At 71.7% G+C, this 17,261-nt stretch carries 15 protein-coding genes; 7 read left to right on the forward strand and 8 right to left on the reverse strand.

What is annotated here, in order from left to right; translation table 11 throughout:
* Nucleotides 1-12: 12 nt before the first annotated feature.
* The 5 genes from ACFY1J_RS12015 to ACFY1J_RS12035 all read right to left on the reverse strand — a co-directional run bounded on the left by ACFY1J_RS12015 (nt 13) and on the right by ACFY1J_RS12035 (nt 4,756).
* Nucleotides 13-957: a 3,4-dihydroxyphenylacetate 2,3-dioxygenase gene (locus tag ACFY1J_RS12015; protein WP_390705935.1), complete on the reverse strand. Its 945-nt coding sequence runs from the start codon at nt 955-957 to the stop codon at nt 13-15.
* A complete protein-coding gene (locus ACFY1J_RS12020) occupies nt 950-2,410 on the reverse strand; it encodes an aldehyde dehydrogenase (RefSeq protein WP_390731160.1) in 1,461 nt (486 codons plus the stop codon). The genes ACFY1J_RS12015 and ACFY1J_RS12020 overlap by 8 nt, the downstream gene beginning before the upstream one ends.
* A gap of 122 nt (nt 2,411-2,532) precedes the next feature.
* Nucleotides 2,533-3,345, reverse strand: a complete 813-nt coding sequence (locus tag ACFY1J_RS12025; RefSeq protein ID WP_390731161.1) for an acetoacetate decarboxylase family protein — start codon at nt 3,343-3,345, stop codon at nt 2,533-2,535.
* Nucleotides 3,346-3,355: 10 nt separating this feature from the next.
* The gene (locus ACFY1J_RS12030; protein WP_390731162.1) at nt 3,356-4,564 is read right to left on the reverse strand and encodes an NAD(P)/FAD-dependent oxidoreductase; all 1,209 of its coding nucleotides are present in this window, start codon (nt 4,562-4,564) and stop codon (nt 3,356-3,358) included.
* A 3-nt stretch (nt 4,565-4,567) separates the two neighbouring features.
* Nucleotides 4,568-4,756 carry a ferredoxin gene (locus ACFY1J_RS12035; RefSeq protein WP_390731163.1) on the reverse strand — a complete coding sequence of 63 codons (189 nt, stop codon included), beginning with the start codon at nt 4,754-4,756 and terminating at the stop codon, nt 4,568-4,570.
* Nucleotides 4,757-5,125: 369 nt separating this feature from the next.
* Between ACFY1J_RS12035 and ACFY1J_RS12040 the strand changes: the two genes are divergently transcribed.
* The 5 genes from ACFY1J_RS12040 (at nt 5,126) to ACFY1J_RS12060 (ending at nt 12,202) form a co-directional block, all read left to right on the forward strand.
* Nucleotides 5,126-6,475 (forward strand): glutamine synthetase family protein, encoded by a 1,350-nt coding sequence (locus ACFY1J_RS12040; RefSeq protein ID WP_390731164.1) that lies wholly within the window; start codon nt 5,126-5,128, stop codon nt 6,473-6,475.
* A gap of 53 nt (nt 6,476-6,528) precedes the next feature.
* The gene (locus ACFY1J_RS12045; RefSeq protein ID WP_390731165.1) at nt 6,529-7,815 is read left to right on the forward strand and encodes a cytochrome P450; all 1,287 of its coding nucleotides are present in this window, start codon (nt 6,529-6,531) and stop codon (nt 7,813-7,815) included.
* Between the two features lie 75 nt (nt 7,816-7,890).
* Nucleotides 7,891-8,655, forward strand: a complete 765-nt coding sequence (locus ACFY1J_RS12050) for a TetR family transcriptional regulator (RefSeq protein WP_390731166.1) — start codon at nt 7,891-7,893, stop codon at nt 8,653-8,655.
* A 143-nt stretch (nt 8,656-8,798) separates the two neighbouring features.
* Nucleotides 8,799-9,221 (forward strand): Zn-ribbon domain-containing OB-fold protein, encoded by a 423-nt coding sequence (locus ACFY1J_RS12055; RefSeq protein WP_390706245.1) that lies wholly within the window; start codon nt 8,799-8,801, stop codon nt 9,219-9,221.
* A 218-nt stretch (nt 9,222-9,439) separates the two neighbouring features.
* The gene (locus ACFY1J_RS12060) at nt 9,440-12,202 is read left to right on the forward strand and encodes a hypothetical protein (protein ID WP_390731167.1); all 2,763 of its coding nucleotides are present in this window, start codon (nt 9,440-9,442) and stop codon (nt 12,200-12,202) included.
* A gap of 40 nt (nt 12,203-12,242) precedes the next feature.
* On the opposite strand, the gene ACFY1J_RS12065 is transcribed toward ACFY1J_RS12060, so the two are convergent.
* Genes ACFY1J_RS12065 through ACFY1J_RS12075 form a run of 3 tightly spaced genes read right to left on the reverse strand, consistent with a single transcriptional unit; the run spans nt 12,243 to nt 14,626 of the window.
* Nucleotides 12,243-12,629, reverse strand: a complete 387-nt coding sequence (locus ACFY1J_RS12065) for a PPOX class F420-dependent oxidoreductase (RefSeq protein ID WP_390705926.1) — start codon at nt 12,627-12,629, stop codon at nt 12,243-12,245.
* A 10-nt stretch (nt 12,630-12,639) separates the two neighbouring features.
* A complete protein-coding gene (locus ACFY1J_RS12070) occupies nt 12,640-13,398 on the reverse strand; it encodes a type 1 glutamine amidotransferase domain-containing protein (RefSeq protein WP_390731168.1) in 759 nt (252 codons plus the stop codon).
* Between the two features lie 49 nt (nt 13,399-13,447).
* Nucleotides 13,448-14,626, reverse strand: coding sequence for a MalY/PatB family protein (locus tag ACFY1J_RS12075; protein ID WP_390731169.1), 1,179 nt, complete (start codon nt 14,624-14,626; stop codon nt 13,448-13,450).
* A 187-nt stretch (nt 14,627-14,813) separates the two neighbouring features.
* On the opposite strand from ACFY1J_RS12075, the gene ACFY1J_RS12080 reads away from it, so the two are divergent.
* A complete protein-coding gene (locus ACFY1J_RS12080; protein ID WP_390705923.1) occupies nt 14,814-15,644 on the forward strand; it encodes an SAM-dependent methyltransferase in 831 nt (276 codons plus the stop codon).
* A gap of 117 nt (nt 15,645-15,761) precedes the next feature.
* Entirely contained in the window at nt 15,762-17,144 is a 1,383-nt protein-coding gene (locus ACFY1J_RS12085) for a S1 family peptidase (RefSeq protein WP_390705922.1), read from the forward strand.
* Nucleotides 17,145-17,261: the final 117 nt, after the last annotated feature.

Here is a 17,261-nt window from a genome sequence, read left to right on the forward strand (position 1 = left end):
GGTCGGGGCTCCTCAGACGCGGCTGTGCGGGGTGCGGGGGGAGGACGGCACGGACGGACCGGTGCCGGTCCAGCCCTCGGCGGGGCGGTCGAACCAGAGGTGCACCTGGCCGGTGCCGACGGAGTTCTCGTACGCGCCGTACTGACGGGCCCTGGCCACGCAGGCCTGCTCGCCGAGTGCGCCCGCCATCATCAGGTAGTGGAAGAACTTCGCCTCCGGCCTGAACCTCCAGAACTCGTCCATGCTGTCGAGGACCTTGTCGTGGCGGCCCTCCTTGAACCAGGCGATCCGCTCCTCGTCCGCCGCGCGCGCCTCGGGCGTGAAGATGTGGACGGGGTCGCTGGCCTCGTGGTCGCGCAACTCCCGCAGGGGCCAGAAGGTGTGCGAGAGCGCACCCGAGGCGATCAGCAGCACCCGGCGCCCCGGGGTGGCGGCGATGCCGTCCGCAAGCGCCCGGCCGAGACGCAGATGGTCCTCCATGTCGCCGGTCTGGCAGACGCCGACGGTCACCCACCGCTTGTCCGCAAGGCCCTCGCCGAGGAACTTCCAGAGGTTGATGGTGGCGTAGTAGATCGGCAGGTAGTCGTCGTCGATCGGGGTGATCCAGGTGCCGTGCCTGTCGGCGAACTGCGCCACGTTGTGCGCGAGTTCGGGGTCGCCGGGGAAGTCGTACGGCATCCGGCACATGCCGCGCGGCAGTTCCTCGGAGGTGAACAGGCCCGCGCGGCGGTGCTGGGCGGTGACGACGAACTCGACGGTGGTCGCCCAGTGGGAGTCGAGGACGACGACGGTGTCGTACTCATGGGCGGCATCCCGCTCGAAGACGTCCCGGCGCAGCTGCTCGAGGCCGGTGACGAGGGTGATCTCCTTGCCCCCGTTGAGCTCCAGCCGGTCGGCCTCGGGCAGCACGATGGTGGGGACGTGGGCGAGCAGTCCCGCCCCGACGATCTCACCCATGGTCCTTCCATCCCTTCGGGGCGGTGACGGTGTTCTTCAGGTCGCAGTAGAAGTCGAAGCTCCAGGTGCCGCCCTCGCGGCCGACGCCGGAGAGGCGGGAGCCGCCGAAGGGTGCCCGGAGGTCGCGTACGAAGAAGCAGTTGACCCAGACGGTGCCCGCGACCAGCCTCGCGGTGACGCGTTCGGCGCGTGCGCGGTCGCCGGTGGCGACGGTGGCGGCCAGTCCGAAGCGGGTGTCGTCGGCGAGGCGGACGGCCTCCTCCTCGGTGGCGAAGGTCTGCAGGGTGAGGACCGGGCCGAAGACCTCCTCCTGGACGATCTCCGAGTCCTGGGCGACATCGGTGAGGAGCGTCGGCGCGTAGTACTGGCCGTCCTTGGGGTGGCCGCCGATGACGGCACGGGCGCCCGCCTCGATCGCGCGCCGCACGAACCCGTCGATCTTCTCCAGCTGGCGGGGGTGGATGTTCGGGCCGATGTCGGTGGCCTCGTCGCGCGGGTCGCCCTGCCTCAGCCGCGCGGCCTTCTCGGTGAAGCGCCGGGTGAACTCGCCGGCGACCGACTCCTCGACCAGGATGCGGGTGGCCGCCAGACACACCTGCCCGGCGTTGTCGTACTGCTCCACCGCGAGGTCGACGGCCAGGTCCAGGTCGGCGTCGGCGAAGACCAGCAGCGGTGACTTGCCGCCCAGTTCGAGGCTCAACGGGGTGAGGCGGGCGGCGGCCGAGGCGGCGATGCGCCGGGCGGTCGGCACCGAGCCGGTGAAGCTGATGCGGCGGACGTCCGGGTGCGCGGTGAGGGCGTTGCCGATCTCGGCACCGTACCCCTGCACGACGTTCAGGACACCGGCGGGCAGTCCGGCCTCGGCGGCGATGTCTGCCAGCAGCGAGGCGGTCAGCGGGGACCATTCGGCGGGCTTGAGGACCACGGTGTTCCCCGCGGCGAGGGCCGGGGCGACCTTCCAGGTGGCCAGCATCAGCGGGGCGTTCCACGGGGTGATCAGCACGCACGGCCCGGCCGGGTCCCAGCTGACGTGGTTGGTGTGGCCGCGCGTCTCGAAGTCCTCGTGGTCGAGCTGGAGCAGCCAGTTTGCGAAGAAGCGGAAGTTGTGGGCGACGCGGGGCATCACACCGCGCCGGTGCGAGCGGAGCAGGGCTCCGTTGTCCGTGGTCTCGACGATCGCGAGGTCCTCGATCCGCTTCTCGACACCGTCGGCGATGGCGTGCAGGACGCGGGCCCGCTCGGCACGGGGGGTGGCGGCCCAGGCGGGGAAGGCGGCCTTGGCGGCGGCGACGGCGGCTTCGGCCTCGGCGGGACCGCCCCGGGCGATCTGGCCGAGGGCGCTCCCGTCGATGGGCGAATGATCCGTAAAGGTGTCATCGGATGCGACGCGCCGGCCGCCGATCCAGTGCCGGGTGTCGACGGTGACTCCGGCAACGACGGTCTTGTCAGTCATGAGAGAAGGGCTCCATTCAAGAGAGGGGATGTGCAGCCAACCCAGGGCGCGGGGCTGTGTCGATGTGCGGCTCCGCCGCGCGGGCGCGACCAGCCGCATCGGGCCCGCAGCCGCCCACGACCTCACTCGGCAGACGCCCCCGACGTACCGGCTTCGAGCAGCCGACCGCCGTCCCAAACCACCCCGACCTGCCGGTAGTACGCAGCGATCGGTTCACGAATCTCCAGCTGCGCCAACTCCTCCGTGGGCGCCTCGAACAACTCCAACTCCGCATCCCCGACCCACGGTTGCCCACCTTCGAAGGAAGCGGCCCCCGACTCGATCAGCTCATCCAGCGCAAGTCCCTTGCCCTTCGCGATCGAGGGCAGCCAGCGATGGTGGGCCATGGAGTGCCCGTTGACGAACCCGTTGGTGTCGGCAGGCTCCCTCAGGGTCACAACCACCTGGGCCAACCGCCGGTCGGCAGCCGCGAGCGTCGCCCCGAACCGCGCCCCCGCCTCGATCCGCGGAGCGGGCCCGTACGGATGCGGCCGTGTCTGGTGAATGGACCCGAGCTTCTTCGGATACCCCTGGTGCAGCCCCCGCGCGATCGCGAAGTCCTTGTCCACCCAGATGTACACGCACCGCGAGTACGTCTGCCCCCGGTACTTGCACCGGACGACCGCGAAGGCCTCCTTGTACTGCGACAGCACCGGATCGAGCAGCTCCGGGCCCGACTGGGAGCAGGACTGCCAGTCGGCCCAGATCAGGGCCACCGCACCGGGGTCCTCGTCGGTCAACTCCAGTGGTTCGGGGAGCAGTTCACGCACCCGCGAGGGATCCGTGCGGTATTCGACGGTGAGTAGGTCGCCGGAGTAGTGCCAGGGCGGCGAGGGGATCAGCGAGGAGGCACCCGTCGCCGTCTTGGGGTGGAAGTAACCGCGGACACTGGTCACTTGAGGCTCCTTACGCGGTGAGGGCGGGCTGCTTCAGCAGTTCGGCGCGGTAGCGGGCGGCGGCGGACGCGACGCCGGGGCCGCCGAGCGCGACGACGCCGACCAGGCGGCCGTCGCGGTGGTAGCCGGCGAGAAGGTCGCCGTCGGTGTCGCCGTCGAGGACCCGGACGTCGGCGAGGCCGAGCGCGGGGGCGCCGAAGGACTGCAGCCGGAAGTCGTGCTGGTCGCTCCAGAAGGTGGGCAGCGGCGCGAACGGCGCCGGCTCCGGCTCACCGTCGACGAGATGGGCGACGAGGGCCTTCGCGGCCTGCTTCGCGGTGTCGGTGGGGATGGACCAGTGCTCCACCCGGCGGGGCACGCCGTCGTAGCGGGCGTTGGGGAAGCGGGCGACGTCGCCGACCGCGACGACCTCCGGGCGGCCGCCGACCCGCAGCAGCTCGTCGGTGAGGACGCCGTCGGTCAGGTCGAGGCCGTTGCCGTCCAGCCACTCGGTGTTGGCGACCGAACCGACCGATTCGACCACCACGTCGGCCGGCCGGACCGAGCCGTCGCTCAGCACGACACCGGTGACCCGGTCGTCGCCCTCGAAGCCCGCGACGCCCGTGCCGAGCGCGAAGCGCACCCCGCGCTCCTCGTGGCGCGCGAGCAGCGCGCGGGCGAGGAGGTCGCCGAGCGGGCCCACCATCGGCAGGGGCAGCGGATCCACGACGGTCACCTCGGCGGCGCCGAGTCCCACGGCGGTGGCGGCGACCTCGCAGCCGATGAAGCCGGCGCCGACCACGACCACCCGTGCGCCGGGCCGGGTCAGCGCCTCGCGCAGGCCCTGGGCGTCGGCGAGGGTGCGGACCGTGTGCCGGCCCGCGAGCGGACCGGGGCAGCGCAGCCGCCGGGGCCGCATGCCGGTGGCGACGACGAGACCGTCGTACGGGAGCACCTCGCCGCCGTCGAGTTCGACGGTGTGTTCGGCGAACCGGGCCGCGACGACCCTGCGGCCGAGGCGCCACTCCACGTCGGCGACGCTCGCGCGGGGGCGGAGGGCCAGTGACGCGAAGGGCGCCTTTCCGGCGAGGACCTCCTTGGAGAGCGGAGGGCGGTTGTACGGCATGTGGGGCTCGTCCCCGATGACGGTGACGGCCCCGGTCCAGCCCGCCGCACGCAGCTGTTCGGCGGCACGCAGGCCGGCCATGGAGGCGCCGGCGACGACGATGCGACCGTTCATGGGTCAGTCCTCGATCCGGATGGCCTGCAGCGGGCAGACGTCGGCGGCCTCTTCGACCTCGTCGCGCAGGGCGTCGTGGGGGTCGGCGACGTAGGCGAGGCGTCCGTCGGCTTCGAGCCGGAAGACGTCGGGCGCCGCGAAGACGCACTGGCCGTGGTCCTGGCACTTGTTCATGTCGACGACGACCTTCATGGCCGGTCCTCCTGAGGGTGAGGGCGTCGGAGCGGGGCGAAGGAAAAGCGAAGTAAGGGGGTGGGGCCCCTCCGGCTCAGGAGGGGCCCCGGCCAACGGGGTGCGGTGACCGCGCCCCGAACTCGTTTGGCTTCAAACAAGGTAGGGAGCCGTCACCCCCTGGTCAATACCTATCCGGATGGATAAATTCTTGGCCCGAACCCCTTGCGGCACGGACCACCCCTCCATACCGTTTGGCTTCAAACAGCATGCCGGGAGCCGCTTGGGAGCCATCTCTCCCCCACCGCGCCCCGACCCTGCCGCCACACGCCACCCACCTCCCGGACCGCATGTCCCGGAGGTGCCCGACGTCCGCCCCAGGAGACAACGGTGAGCGCTCACGACATCCAGGAAGTCCGCCGCCACATGGAACGGCTCGCCGCCGACGGCACCGACGTGGTCCGGGTGACCTATCCCGACCTGCTCGGCACCGACCGTGCGCGCGACCTCCTGGTCGAGGAGCTCCCCCGGGCCATGGAGCACGGCCTCGCCTTCTGCCGGGCCGTGTACCACACCAGCCCCCAGGGCGATGTGGTCCCGGTCAGCGGCGGCCTGGACGCCGGGCTGCCCGACATCGCCGTACGACCCGACCTCGACACGCTGGTCGCGCTGCCCTGGGAGCCCGGAGTCGCCTCCTGTCTCGCCGAGGTCGTCGACCCTGCCACCGGGTCACCGGCGCCCGAATCCCCCCGCGACCTGCTGCGCACGGTCCTCGGCCGCTGTGCCGAGCACGGGCTGCACCCGGTCGTCGGGCCGGAGCTGGAGTACTACCTGTGCGAACCGGACCCGGCCGGCGGCTGGCGCCGGTACGCCCGGAATCCCGGGGTCGTGTACACCGCCGGACTGCGCGCCGACCCCGACAACCACCTGCTGCGCACCCTGCGCCAGGCACGCGACCTCGGCATCGGCGTGATCAGCGGCAACCACGAGTTCGACGGCGGGCAGTTCGAGATCAACCTCGATCACTCCGACGCGCTGTCGGCCGCCGACCGCTCCTTCCGTTTCAAGGCCGCGATCAAGGAGCTGGCCCGCCGCGAGGGCAGGCTCGCCACCTTCATGGCCAAGCCGTTCAACGACTCCGGTGGCTCCGGCTTCCATCTGCACCTGTCCTGCGACGGCCCCGACGACCGCAACGCGTTCGACGACCAGACGGGGGCGTACGGCCTCTCGCGCACCGCGCGCCACGCGGTCGCCGGTGTCCTCGCGCACGCTCCGGCGCTGGCCGCGCTGCTCAACCCGACGGTGAACTCGTACAAGCGCTTCGGGCCCGACACCCTCGCCCCCTGGCTGATCGACTGGGGCCTGGACAACCGCAGCGCCATGGTCCGCATCCCGCCGGAGCGCGGTTCCGGGGCCCGGTTCGAGCTGCGGCTGGGCGACGCGAGCGCCAATCCGTACCTCGCCATCGCCGGGACCGCGGCCGCCACTCTGCTCGGCGTGCTGGCGGGCGAGGAGCCCCCGGCCCCGCTGGAGGGATACGGCTACGACACCGCCAGGTCGGCCATGCTGCCGACGACCCTGTCCGCCGCCCTGGACGCGCTGGAGGCGGACACCGCCCTGGCCGACGTCCTCGGCAAGGACTTCACCACGTCCTTCCTCTCCTACAAGCGCGACGAGGTCGAACGCTTCCAACGGCACGTCACCGACTGGGAGTTCACCGAGTACGCCTACCACCTGTGACACCGCCCGTGACGCCGCCCGTGACGCCGTCCCCGACGCCGAGGAGCCATTTCATGACCATCGAGATCCCGACCGCCGCCGCGAGCGACCCGATGCCCCTGTCGGACGTCGATCTCGCCGACCTGGACAACTTCACCGACGGGGTCACCCCCTGGCGGATGTTCCATACGCTGCGCCACGAGGACCCGGTGCACTGGCAGCCGGAGGAGGCGCCCGGCTCCGGCTTCTGGGCGGTCACCCGGCACGCGGACATCGCCCGGGTCGACCGGGACTCCGAGACGTTCACCTCGTCCCGGTTCGTCAACCTGGAGGAGCTCGACGACGACCAGATCAAGAAGCGCGCCTCCATCCTGGAGCTCGACGGCGTCCGCCACCGGGCGCTGCGCAGCGTGATCCAGCGCCAGTTCGGCGCGAGCGTGATCAGCAGCTACACGGACTTCCTGCGCGGTCTGACCGCGACCACGCTGGACGCCGCGCTCGCCAAGGGCGGCTTCGACTTCGTCAAGGAGATCTCGGCCGATTTCCCCATCAATGTGCTGGCGCGGTTGCTGGACGTGCCGCCGGAGGACAACCAGCAGCTCATCGACTGGGGCAACCGGATCATCGGCAACACCGACCCGGACTACGCGGACGTACTGCTGCACAGCGCGGAGAGCGAGCAGTACCGCGACCTGCCGTTCCGCTCCCCCGCCTCGCTGGAGGTGTTCGCCTACGGGCGGGAGCTGGCCCGGCAGCGGCGCGGCAAGGACGGCGCGGACCTGGTGTCGAAGCTGGTCAACACCACCCCGCGTGACGGTGTCCCGCTCTCCCCGCGGGACTTCGACAACTACTTCCTGCTGCTGGTGGTCGCCGGCAACGAAACCACCCGGCACACCATCACCCACTCCATGCTCGCCCTCCTCCGGCACCCCGAGCAGCTCGCCCGCCTCCAGGAGGACCCCTCCCTGATCCCCACCGCAGTGGAGGAGTTCCTGCGCTGGGCCTCCCCCGTGTACCACTTCCGCCGCACCGCGACCCGCGACGTCGAGCTCGGCGGCAAGCGGATCAAGGAGGGCGACAAGGTCGTCATGTGGTACGCCTCCGGCAACCGGGACGAGGAGGTGTTCGGCAATCCGTACGACTTCGACGTCGCCCGGCAGCACAACGACCACGTCACCTTCGGCAAGGGCAGCCCCCATCTGTGCCTGGGCAATCTGCTCGCCCGCACCGAGATCCGCATCATGTTCGAAGAGCTCATCCCCCGGCTCGCGGGCATCCGTCTCACCGGTGAAGTGCCGCGGGTCCGCTCGAACTTCGTGAACGGCATCAAGAAGCTGCCGGTGGAGGTGACCCTGGCCTGAGTCGGCCGACACTCAGTTCCCCCTCAAGCCTGCACTGAGTGCCATATGCTGCGATCGAGTGCTACGTTCGCGTCCATGAGCTCCAGCAGCGCGGCAGCGACCGCGAAGCCGCCCATGCGGGACGCCCTGGTCGCGGCGGCCTTCCAGCTGTTCCTGGAACGCGGGTACGAGCAGACCACCGTCGACGACATCGTGGCACTCGCCGGAGTGGGCCGGCGCTCGTTCTTCCGCTACTTCCCCTCCAAGGAGGACGTGGTCTTCCCCGACCACGAGCGCTGCCTGGCCGACATGACCGCGTTTCTCGCCGGGAGCGAGGCGGACACGGAGCCGGTGCGGCGGGTCTGCGACGCGGCCCGGCTGGTACTGCGGATGTACGCCGAGAACCCCACCTTCTCCGTGCAGCGCTACCGGCTCACCAAGAAGGTGCCGGGACTGCGGGCCTACGAACTGTCGGTGGTGTGGCGCTACGAGCGGGCGCTCGCGGAGTACCTCCGCGGGCGCTTCGCCGGGCGGCCCGACGGGACCCTCCAGGCCGACGTGATCGCGGCCGCGGTGGTCGCCGCGCACAACAACGCGCTGCGCTCCTGGCTGCGTTCGGACGGCCAGGGCGACGCCGGCGCCACGGTGGATCACGCGCTCGGCTATGTGCAGTCCGCCTTCAGTCGGCCGGGGGCGGCGGAACCCACCGAGAAGCTCCCGGTACGTCCGGAACGCCCCATCACTTCCGTACAGGCGGAGCGGTCCGGGAGTCCCGAGGACGTGGTCGTGCTCGTCTCCCGGCGCGGGGCCCCGCTGTGGCGCATGGTGCAGGAAATCGAGTCGACCCTGGGCCGCGACTGAAATTCTGGGTACCGAGTGCCTTTACGAGTGGCACTCAGTGCCATACCCTGTGGGCGTGCACGGTGGCACGGTGAGCCGCGCACATGCGTGCACGGTCCGCGCCGGCACGCGGGATTCCGGCCGAGCGCAGGGAGTTGACCAGCGTGTACCACCACTCAGGAAGCGTCGTTCATCCGGCGGCCGGCTCCGCGACGAGCGTCCTCGACCCCGTGTCCGCGTCCGCCGACACCAGGGACGCCCTCGTCTACCAGCGCTGCACGTGGTGCGGCACCGCGATGTACCAACGGCTGCTGTGTCCGGTGTGCCAGGGCAGCGAACTGCGCACGGAGCGCAGCGAGGGCACGGGCACGGTCAGGCACTCCACGGTGGTGCACCGCAACACGCCCGCCGCGCGCAATGTGTCGCTGATCGAGATGGCCGAGGGGTTCGTCGTTCGGGGCCGGGTCATGGGTCATCCGGTGGGCATCCACAGCGGGGACCGCGTCCGGCTGTCCACGGCCAAGGATCCCGTCCGCGGCGAGCCGGTCTTCCAGCTCCTCGACGAGCCGTACCGCGCCTGGACCTGACGGCCGGGCGGGCGACGCCGGGCATGCGAGGCGCGTGAGGGCCGCTTCCCGACGGCTCTCGCCCCGGCCTGCACACCGGCTCCCCACCAGTCTCGGCCATTGTCGCGATCACCCTCTCCGCACAGGCAACCCACAGCCTCTCCTCTCCGTCCTCCGGGGCGCGAGGGACCCCCGGGACGGCCGGGGCGTCCGAACTCGCCGTGCGAGGAGGGGAAACAGTGGTCCGTGCCCGGCGAATATGGGTCACCGCCGCCGCGGTGCTCGCGGTGACGGGAGGATCCTCGGGATGGTCGGCGCAGGCTCAACAGCCGCCTGAGAGCAAGCCCTTGGCGGCCGTGACCGACGGGAGTCTGCCACCCGGCTGGCGTATCGCCGGGAAGCCCACGGCACCCCAGTTGGTGTGGCGGTCCTCGGCTCCGGTGCCGATGGGCGACGCCCGGGTCGAATTCCGGTCCGGGGGCCGGTTGTTGGGAGTCCCGGCACCCGGGAAGGACGAGCACACGTTCCGGCTCGGCATCGACGGCGTCCGGCCGGCCGATCTGAAGAGCCTCGAAGTCTGGTCCGGCGGACGGCGGCTGGACGCCGCGGGAGCCGGCGGAGCAAGTAATGTCCGGTCGGCGGCGAGGCCTCCGGCCCCGCTGCCCGCGGGCGCCGTGGACCCCGGCAAGCCGGGTCCGTACCGTACGGCAACCGGTGAGTACAGCCTCAAGTCCGTGCGTCTGCCCGGGTTTTCGGCCCCGGTCGAGATGCGTGCCGTGGTGGTGGCGCCGACCGGTGCCACCGGCCACCGCCCGCTCGCGCTGTTCCTGCACGGCCGCCACTCCACCTGCTACGTCCCGCACGGCGAGGTCACCGGCGAGTGGCCCTGCCCGCGAGGCAGCAAGCCGGTGCCCAGCCACCGCGGCTATCTGAGGGACCAGAAGCTGCTGGCCTCGCAGGGCTATGTGACGGTGTCGATCGCGGCCAACGGCATCAACGGCCAGGACTTCGCCGCCGAGGACGGCGGAGCGCAGGCCCGTTCGTCGCTGGTGCGGCTGCACCTGGCCCAGTGGGCCGACTGGGCCGACCATCCCGAATCGGCACCGGCGGTCGTACGGAACGCGCCGCGCGCCGACCTGTCCCGGGTGCTGCTGATCGGGCACTCCCGCGGCGGCGAGGGCGTGAACCGGGCCGCGCTGGACAGCCTGTACCCGCCGCCCGCCGACCAGGACGGCTACCACGGCAAGGTGCGCTGGCACATCAGCGGCACCGTTCTCATCGGCCCCACCGTCTTCGGCCAGAATCCGGTGCCCGACGTGCCGTCGACGACGATCCTGCCGGGCTGTGACGGCGACGTCTCCGACCTTCAGGGCGAGGTGTACGTCGACGGCACCCGCGCGGTCAGCAACGGCACCGCCCTGCACAGCGCGGTCTATGTCATCGGCGCCAACCACAACTACTTCAACACCGAGTGGACTCCGGGCAAGGCACAGGCCCCCGCGGAGGACGACTTCTGGGACGACCCGGACCACCGGGACCCGGTGTGCTCGAAGCGCGCCGCCACCCGGCTGACCCCCGACCAGCAGCACAAGGCCGGTGCCACGTACATCGCGGCCGCGGCCCGGCTGTTCGTCGCCGGTGACGACCGGGTGCGTCCGCTGCTCGACGGCTCGGGACGGCGGGCCCCGTCCGCGGATCCCGCGCGGGTCCTCAGCCACGCGGTCGGCGCCGACCGCGGTGCCGGGTTCCTCCCGGACGGCAAGGTGTCCGTGACCGGCGGCAAGCTGTGTTCCGCGGTGGATCCCAGCCCGGCCGTGGCCTGCCTGGGCCGGGGCGCCAAGGGTGCCTCACCGCACTTCGCGATGTGGGAGACGGACAAGGAGGCCGGGCGGCACGCGATCGCGCTGCGCTGGACGTCCGCCGGTTCCGCCGTGCGGGTGAAGACGGCCGAGCCGCTGTCCCTCACCGGATCCAAGGCACTGGCGCTGCGGCTGTTCGTGCCGCCGAACTCCACCGGGACGCAGTTGGACGTGTCCGTCACCGACACCCACGGCCGCAGGGCGACCCTCGGCCGCGCCCATGTGGACGGCCTGCCGGGCAGCGACAGGACCGCGTCGTACTGGGCCCGCGAGGTGCGGATGCCGCTGGCGGCGGCCACCCGGGCCGGGCTCGATCTGCGGCACATCAAGTCGATGGAGCTGACGGCGCGTTCACGCAAGGGACAGGCCTGGCTGATGGACGCCTGGGGCTGGCGCCCCGGCACTCCCGCGGTACGGGCGGCCGCGCTGCCGCGCGTCGACGTGGGCCGTGCGACGGTGGACGAGGGTGACTCGGGCGTCCGTACCTACCGGGTGCCGGTCCAGGTGTCCGGGCAGGGCAGCGGCCAGGTCCGGGTGTATGTCTTCGACCCGGCGACCGGCACCGCCAAGAACCGGGTCGTGACCGTGCGGCCCGGTGGCCACGACATCGACGTACCGGTCGAGGTGAAGGGCGACACGCGCTACGGCGCGGACGTCCAGCACGACATCGTGGTGAAGGCGATCCACAGTGCGGTCGTCGGCTCCTATCGGGGCGGGATCACCGTGCGCAACGACGACCCCGCCCCCAAGGTCGCCGTGACCCCGGTCGCCGACAAGGTGAAGGAGGGCAAGACCCTGAAGTGGCGGCTGTCGCTGTCCGAGGCCGCCGACATCGACCTCTCGACGGTGTTCACCGCGGTCCCGGTCACCGGAACGGAGCTGTCCACCAAGGACGTGGACCCGCACTGGCTCGCGGAGGCCTCCGTCGCGGAGCCCGACCCGGAACGTCCGCTGTCCAAGGCGTCCGTCTTTCTGTGGGTGAACATCCCGGCAGGCCGGACCGGCACCGAGGTCGACCTGCCCACGATCAAGGACCGGGTCACCGAGCCCGATGAGTCCGTGAGCCTGAAGCAGATGGACGACAACGGCACGCCGCTGCCCGACGGGGTGACGCTGAACGGCACGGTGCTGAACGCGTCCTAGCAGTCCTGGCAGCCACCGCCCTGGGGGAGCCGAGGCTCCCTCAGGGCGTCAGGGTCACCCGGATCCCGACGGTGCCTTCCCGCCCGTTGCGCAGCCGGCTGCCCAGCAGGGTGAGGCGGCCGAGGATGCCGTACTTGCGGGCGATGAGGTCGCGATAGCGGCCGGTCGTGGCCGCGTCGCCGATCTCGGCGGTCGCGGGGACCTGGTCCCCGGTCGGGTTCCCGCGCACGTCGCAGGCCCCGACGAGGACGTCCGCGCGGCGGCGGATCCGCTTGACCTTCCAGGAACCGGCCGCCGTCCACACGCCGAGCGCGTCCCCGTCCCGCACCACCCAGACCGGGGTGGCGACCGGTGTTCCGTCCTTGCGGTAACTGGTGACCAGCAGGTACTTGCCCGATGCGAGCCGGTCCAGCGACGTGTCGTCCATGCGCGGCAGTCTAGGCGGAGGCCCGCCGGCCGAGGAGTTCGAGATAGCGCCGGGCGAAGAGATAGGCGTCTCCCGGCCAGCGTGCCGACAGATAGGTGCCGTCCTGGACGACGAAGGCGTGCGTGTCGTCGGCGGCGGTTCCCCGTCGGGTGAGCACTTTCGGCCCCCGCTCGAACTGGGTGCCCGGGTCGGCGAGCGCGAAGCGCACCTCGTCCTCGACGTACGCCGGGTAGGTGCGGTAGTAGCGGCCGAGGCGCCAGGCGGTGGTCAGATAGGCGCTGCGTTCCATGTACTTGGGCAGACAGGTCGTACGGCGCCCGGCCAGCACGCTGCGGCCGGTCGCCTGGTCCTGGGCCCGGGCCAGGACCAGCACCCCGTGGCAGATGGCGCCGACGGGCCTGCCGAGCGCCCAGAACCGGGCCACCTGCCGCTGGAGTTCGGGCGAACCGAGGTACTGCCGCATACCGGGCGCGTGTCCGCCCGGCAGCAGCAGCCCGTCGAAGTCGTCCACCCTCACCTCGGCCCAGGCGGCCGTGGCCGTGAACTCCGGTGCTGCGGTGAGCTGTTCGTACCAGCGCTTGGGCTCGTCGGCCGCTCCGAGCTGTCCGAAGAGGACTCCGGTGAGCAGCCGGGGATCGGCGGCGGGCCGGGTCCCCGCGCGTTCGGTGGCGAGGACCACCTCGTGTCCCGCCTCCGTGAGCAGCCGCCAGGGCACGGCCACCTCGGTCACGTCGAAGTCCCGGTCGGGGACCGGCATCAGCACGCGCATGGGCCCATGATGGCAGGCGGGCCAGGTGTCCACGACACGCCGGTCGGTCTCACCGGAGAGCGGCCGCCATCCTGCGCACGCCGTCCGTGATCAGCTCCGGCGATGTGGCCAGATTCAGGCGTACGTGTCCGGCGCCGCCGGTGCCGAACGGGATCCCGGAGGTGAGGGCGACCCGGCCGCGCTCCAGGAAGGCCTCGGCCGGATCGTCGCCCAGACCGAGTGCCCGGCAGTCGAGCCAGGCGAGGTAGGTGGCCTCCGCCGGGCGGTGGCGGACGGCGGGCAGGTGCTCGGCCAGCAGCTCGGCGAGCAGCCGCCGGTTGTCGTCGAGGCCGGCCAGCAGCGCGTCCAGCCAGGCGCCGCCGTCGGCCAGTGCGGCGGTGTGGGCGATGATGCCGAGGTGACTGGGGCCGTGGCTCACCTCCTCGGGCAGCCGGGCCAGATCGGCGGCGGCCCGGGGCCCGGCGATCGCGAGCGCGGCCTTCAGGCCGGCCAGGTTCCAGGCCTTCGACGCCGACATCAGTGACAGACCGCTCTCGCCGCCCGGCACGCTCAGATACGGCACGAAGGCTGCGCCCACGGCGGTCAGCGGGGCGTGGATCTCGTCCGCCACGACGCGCACACCGTGGCGTTCGGCGAGGGCGGCGACGGCGGCCAGCTCATCGGCGGTGTGCACGGTTCCGGTCGGGTTGTGCGGGCTGCACAGCAGATACGCGGCCCGCCCGCCCCCGGCGACGGCCCGCCGGAACGCCTCCTCCAGCACGTCGAGGTCGATGCGCAGGCCGGCGCCGAGCGGGGCCTGAAGCACTTGCCGGTCCATGTGCTCGACGAACTGGAAGAACGGCGGATAGACCGGCGAGTTGACGACCACCGGGTCGCCGGGCCCGGTGACCAGCCTGAGCATCTCGACGACGCCCAGCATCACGTCCGGCACGATCGCGGTGCGCTCCACGGCCAGACCGTCCCAGCCCCACCGTTTGGCGGCGAAGGCGGCCAGCGCCTCGGCGTAGGCGGTGCCCGCCGGGTAGCCGGTGTCCCCGAGTTCCAGCGCTTCGGTGAGCGCACGGACGACGGGCGCGGCGAGCGGCACGTCCATCTCGGCCACCCACAGCGGCAGCACGTCCTCGGGGTAGGTGCGCCATTTCATGCTCGTACGACGTCGGAGGCGGTCGAGGGTCAGTGCGCGCAGGGGATTCGGTTCACCTGTCGTCTCGTGCGGGATGCTGGTCATGGGGCTCAAGATAGGGGGCTGCGGGGTGAGCCGGAATCGGGCGCACATCCCGGCGCGGCCGGCCGCGGCGCCGCTCCGCGCGGCCCCCGCCGGGGGTGGAAAACCCCGGACGTGCGACGGAGATCAACTCGGGCGTCTAGATTGCGTGTTGACGCTGTACTCGCACCAGGCCCCAGGAGCTGACCCCGTGACCGACAACCCGGCAGCCACGAACGAAGTCGCCGCCTCGCTGCGCGCCCGCATCCACACCGACCAGCCGCACACCGCCCGGATCTGGAACTACTGGCTCGGCGGCAAGGACAACTACGAGGTCGACCGCGCGGCCGGCGACCAGATCCGTCAGCTGCACCCCGGCATCGGCGAGTACGCCCGCGCGGACCGGCTCTTCCTCGGGCGTGCCGTGCGGCATCTGGTCGGCGACGTCGGCATACGCCAGTTCCTCGACATCGGCACCGGGCTGCCCACCGCCGACAACACCCACGAGGTCGCCCAGAGCGTCGCCCCGGACTCCCGGATCGTGTACGTCGACAACGACCCGCTCGTCCTCGCCCACGCGCGTGCCCTGCTCACCAGCACGCCCGAGGGCCGTACCGACTACCTGGACGAGGACCTCCGCAATGTCGACGCGATCCTGGAGCACGCGGCCGGCACGCTGGACTTCAGCAAGCCCGTCGCGCTGATGCTGCTCGGCGTGGTCATCTTCGTCGGCGACGACGAGGACCCGTACGGCCTGGTGCGCCGGCTGGTGGACCGGCTGCCGTCCGGCAGCCACCTCGTGCTGTCGCACACCATCACCAGCCCGTCGATGCCGGACGTGGACGAGGCGGTCAAGTTCTGGAACGAGCACGGCACGCCCAAGCTCACCCAGCGCACCCCCGAGGACGTCGCCCGGTTCTTCGACGGCCTCGAACTGCTGGAGCCCGGCGTGGTGTCCTGCTCGCGCTGGCGGCCTGAGAACACGGACGGCACCGAGCCGGAGGAAGTGGCCATGTTCAGCGGGGTGGCCCGCAAGGCCTGAGAAGATCACCCACGGGGTGAACGCCGTCGCGCCGGGCCACGTATGCATGGAAGGGCGCTCAACGACCGGAGGGCCCCGCGGTGTTGACACCGCGCGTTCACGGTTCGGGAGCCATGCATGAGGCACGCACGACGACGGGTCGTCCGGCGGGTGACGCAACTGGCGGCGGTCGGCGGACTCCTTCTGGGAGGCGCGATGGTCACCACGGCCATGGCGAGCGAGAATCCCGGTACGTCCGCCCTCCCGCTCAGCTCGGCGGATACGGCCCAGAACACCGGCGCCGCCCTGGTGTCCAGGCTGGGCACCGCGCGTACGGCGGGCAGCTGGATCGACGCCGACGGCCGCCCGGTCGTCGCGGTCACCGACGAGCGGGCCGCGGCGGAGGTGAAGCGGGCGGGGGCCGAGGCGAAGATCGTGTCGCACAGCATGAACGAGCTCAAGTCGGCCACCGCCACACTGCGTTCGGCGCCCCGGGTGGCGGGCACGGCCTGGGCGGTGGACTACCGGACCAACCGGGTGGTGGTCGAGGCGGACCGGACCGTCTCCGCCGCGGACTGGTCCCGGATGACCCGGGTCGCCACGGGTATCGGCAGCTTTGTGGAGATGGACCGCACCGAGGGCAGGTTCACCACGCGCCTGAACGGGGCGCAGCCCATCCTGTCGACCGGAGGGCGCTGTTCCCTGGGCTTCAACGTCACCAACGGGCGCAGCGACTTCATCCTCACCGCCGGGCACTGCGGTCCCCCCAACACCATCTGGTTCGGGGACAACCAGGGCAACCAGCAGCTGGGCACGACGGTCAACACCAACTTCCCGGGCAGCGACTTCTCGCTCATCCAGTACGCGTCCGGCAAGGCCGGCCAGGGGGCCGACGTGGTCGCCGTCGGCGGCGGGAAGGGCGTGCTGATCACCGGGGCGGCCGATCCGACGGTCGGGCAGCGGGTGTTTCGCAGCGGAAGCACCAGCGGGCTGCACGACGGCCAGGTGACCGCGCTCAACGCGACCGTGAACTATCCCGAGGGCACGGTCACCGGACTCATCCAGACCAACGTGTGCGCCGAGCCGGGCGACAGCGGCGGTCCGCTCTTCTCCGAGGGCATCGCGCTCGGCGTGACCTCGGGCGGCAGCGGCGACTGCACCACGGGCGGTACGACGTTCTTCCAGCCGGTGACGAAGGCGATGTCCGCGCTCGGCGTCCAGCTGATCGTCTCGAAGCAGAACGCCGGCGGCGGCCAGAACGCCGCACCGTCCGGCGCGCCGTCCACCGCGGCCAACCAGGGCGCCGTGGCGCCCAGCGCGGCCTCGCCGGGGTCCGCGGCCCCGGTCACCGGCACCACGGACGGCGCGACGCTGCTGTCCCGGCTCACCGACACCCGCAACGTCGGTCCCGGTCTGCTGGTCATCGCGGGCAGTCTGATCGCGCTGGTGGCGACCCGGTACTTCCGCGCGGAGGCGGACCGCCGGGCGTATCAGCGGTATTACTCGGCGACCTGGGGTTGATCCACCCCGGCGGGCTAATACTCTTGGTGATCGCTCCGGCACGAGCCGCTCCGGCCGGGTCAGACGTTTCACGGCCATGCGACTTGTGAGAAATCACATCAAGAGGTCTCCAAAGGG

This window comes from Streptomyces sp. NPDC001406 (assembly GCF_042895285.1).
Lineage (GTDB): Bacteria > Actinomycetota > Actinomycetes > Streptomycetales > Streptomycetaceae > Streptomyces.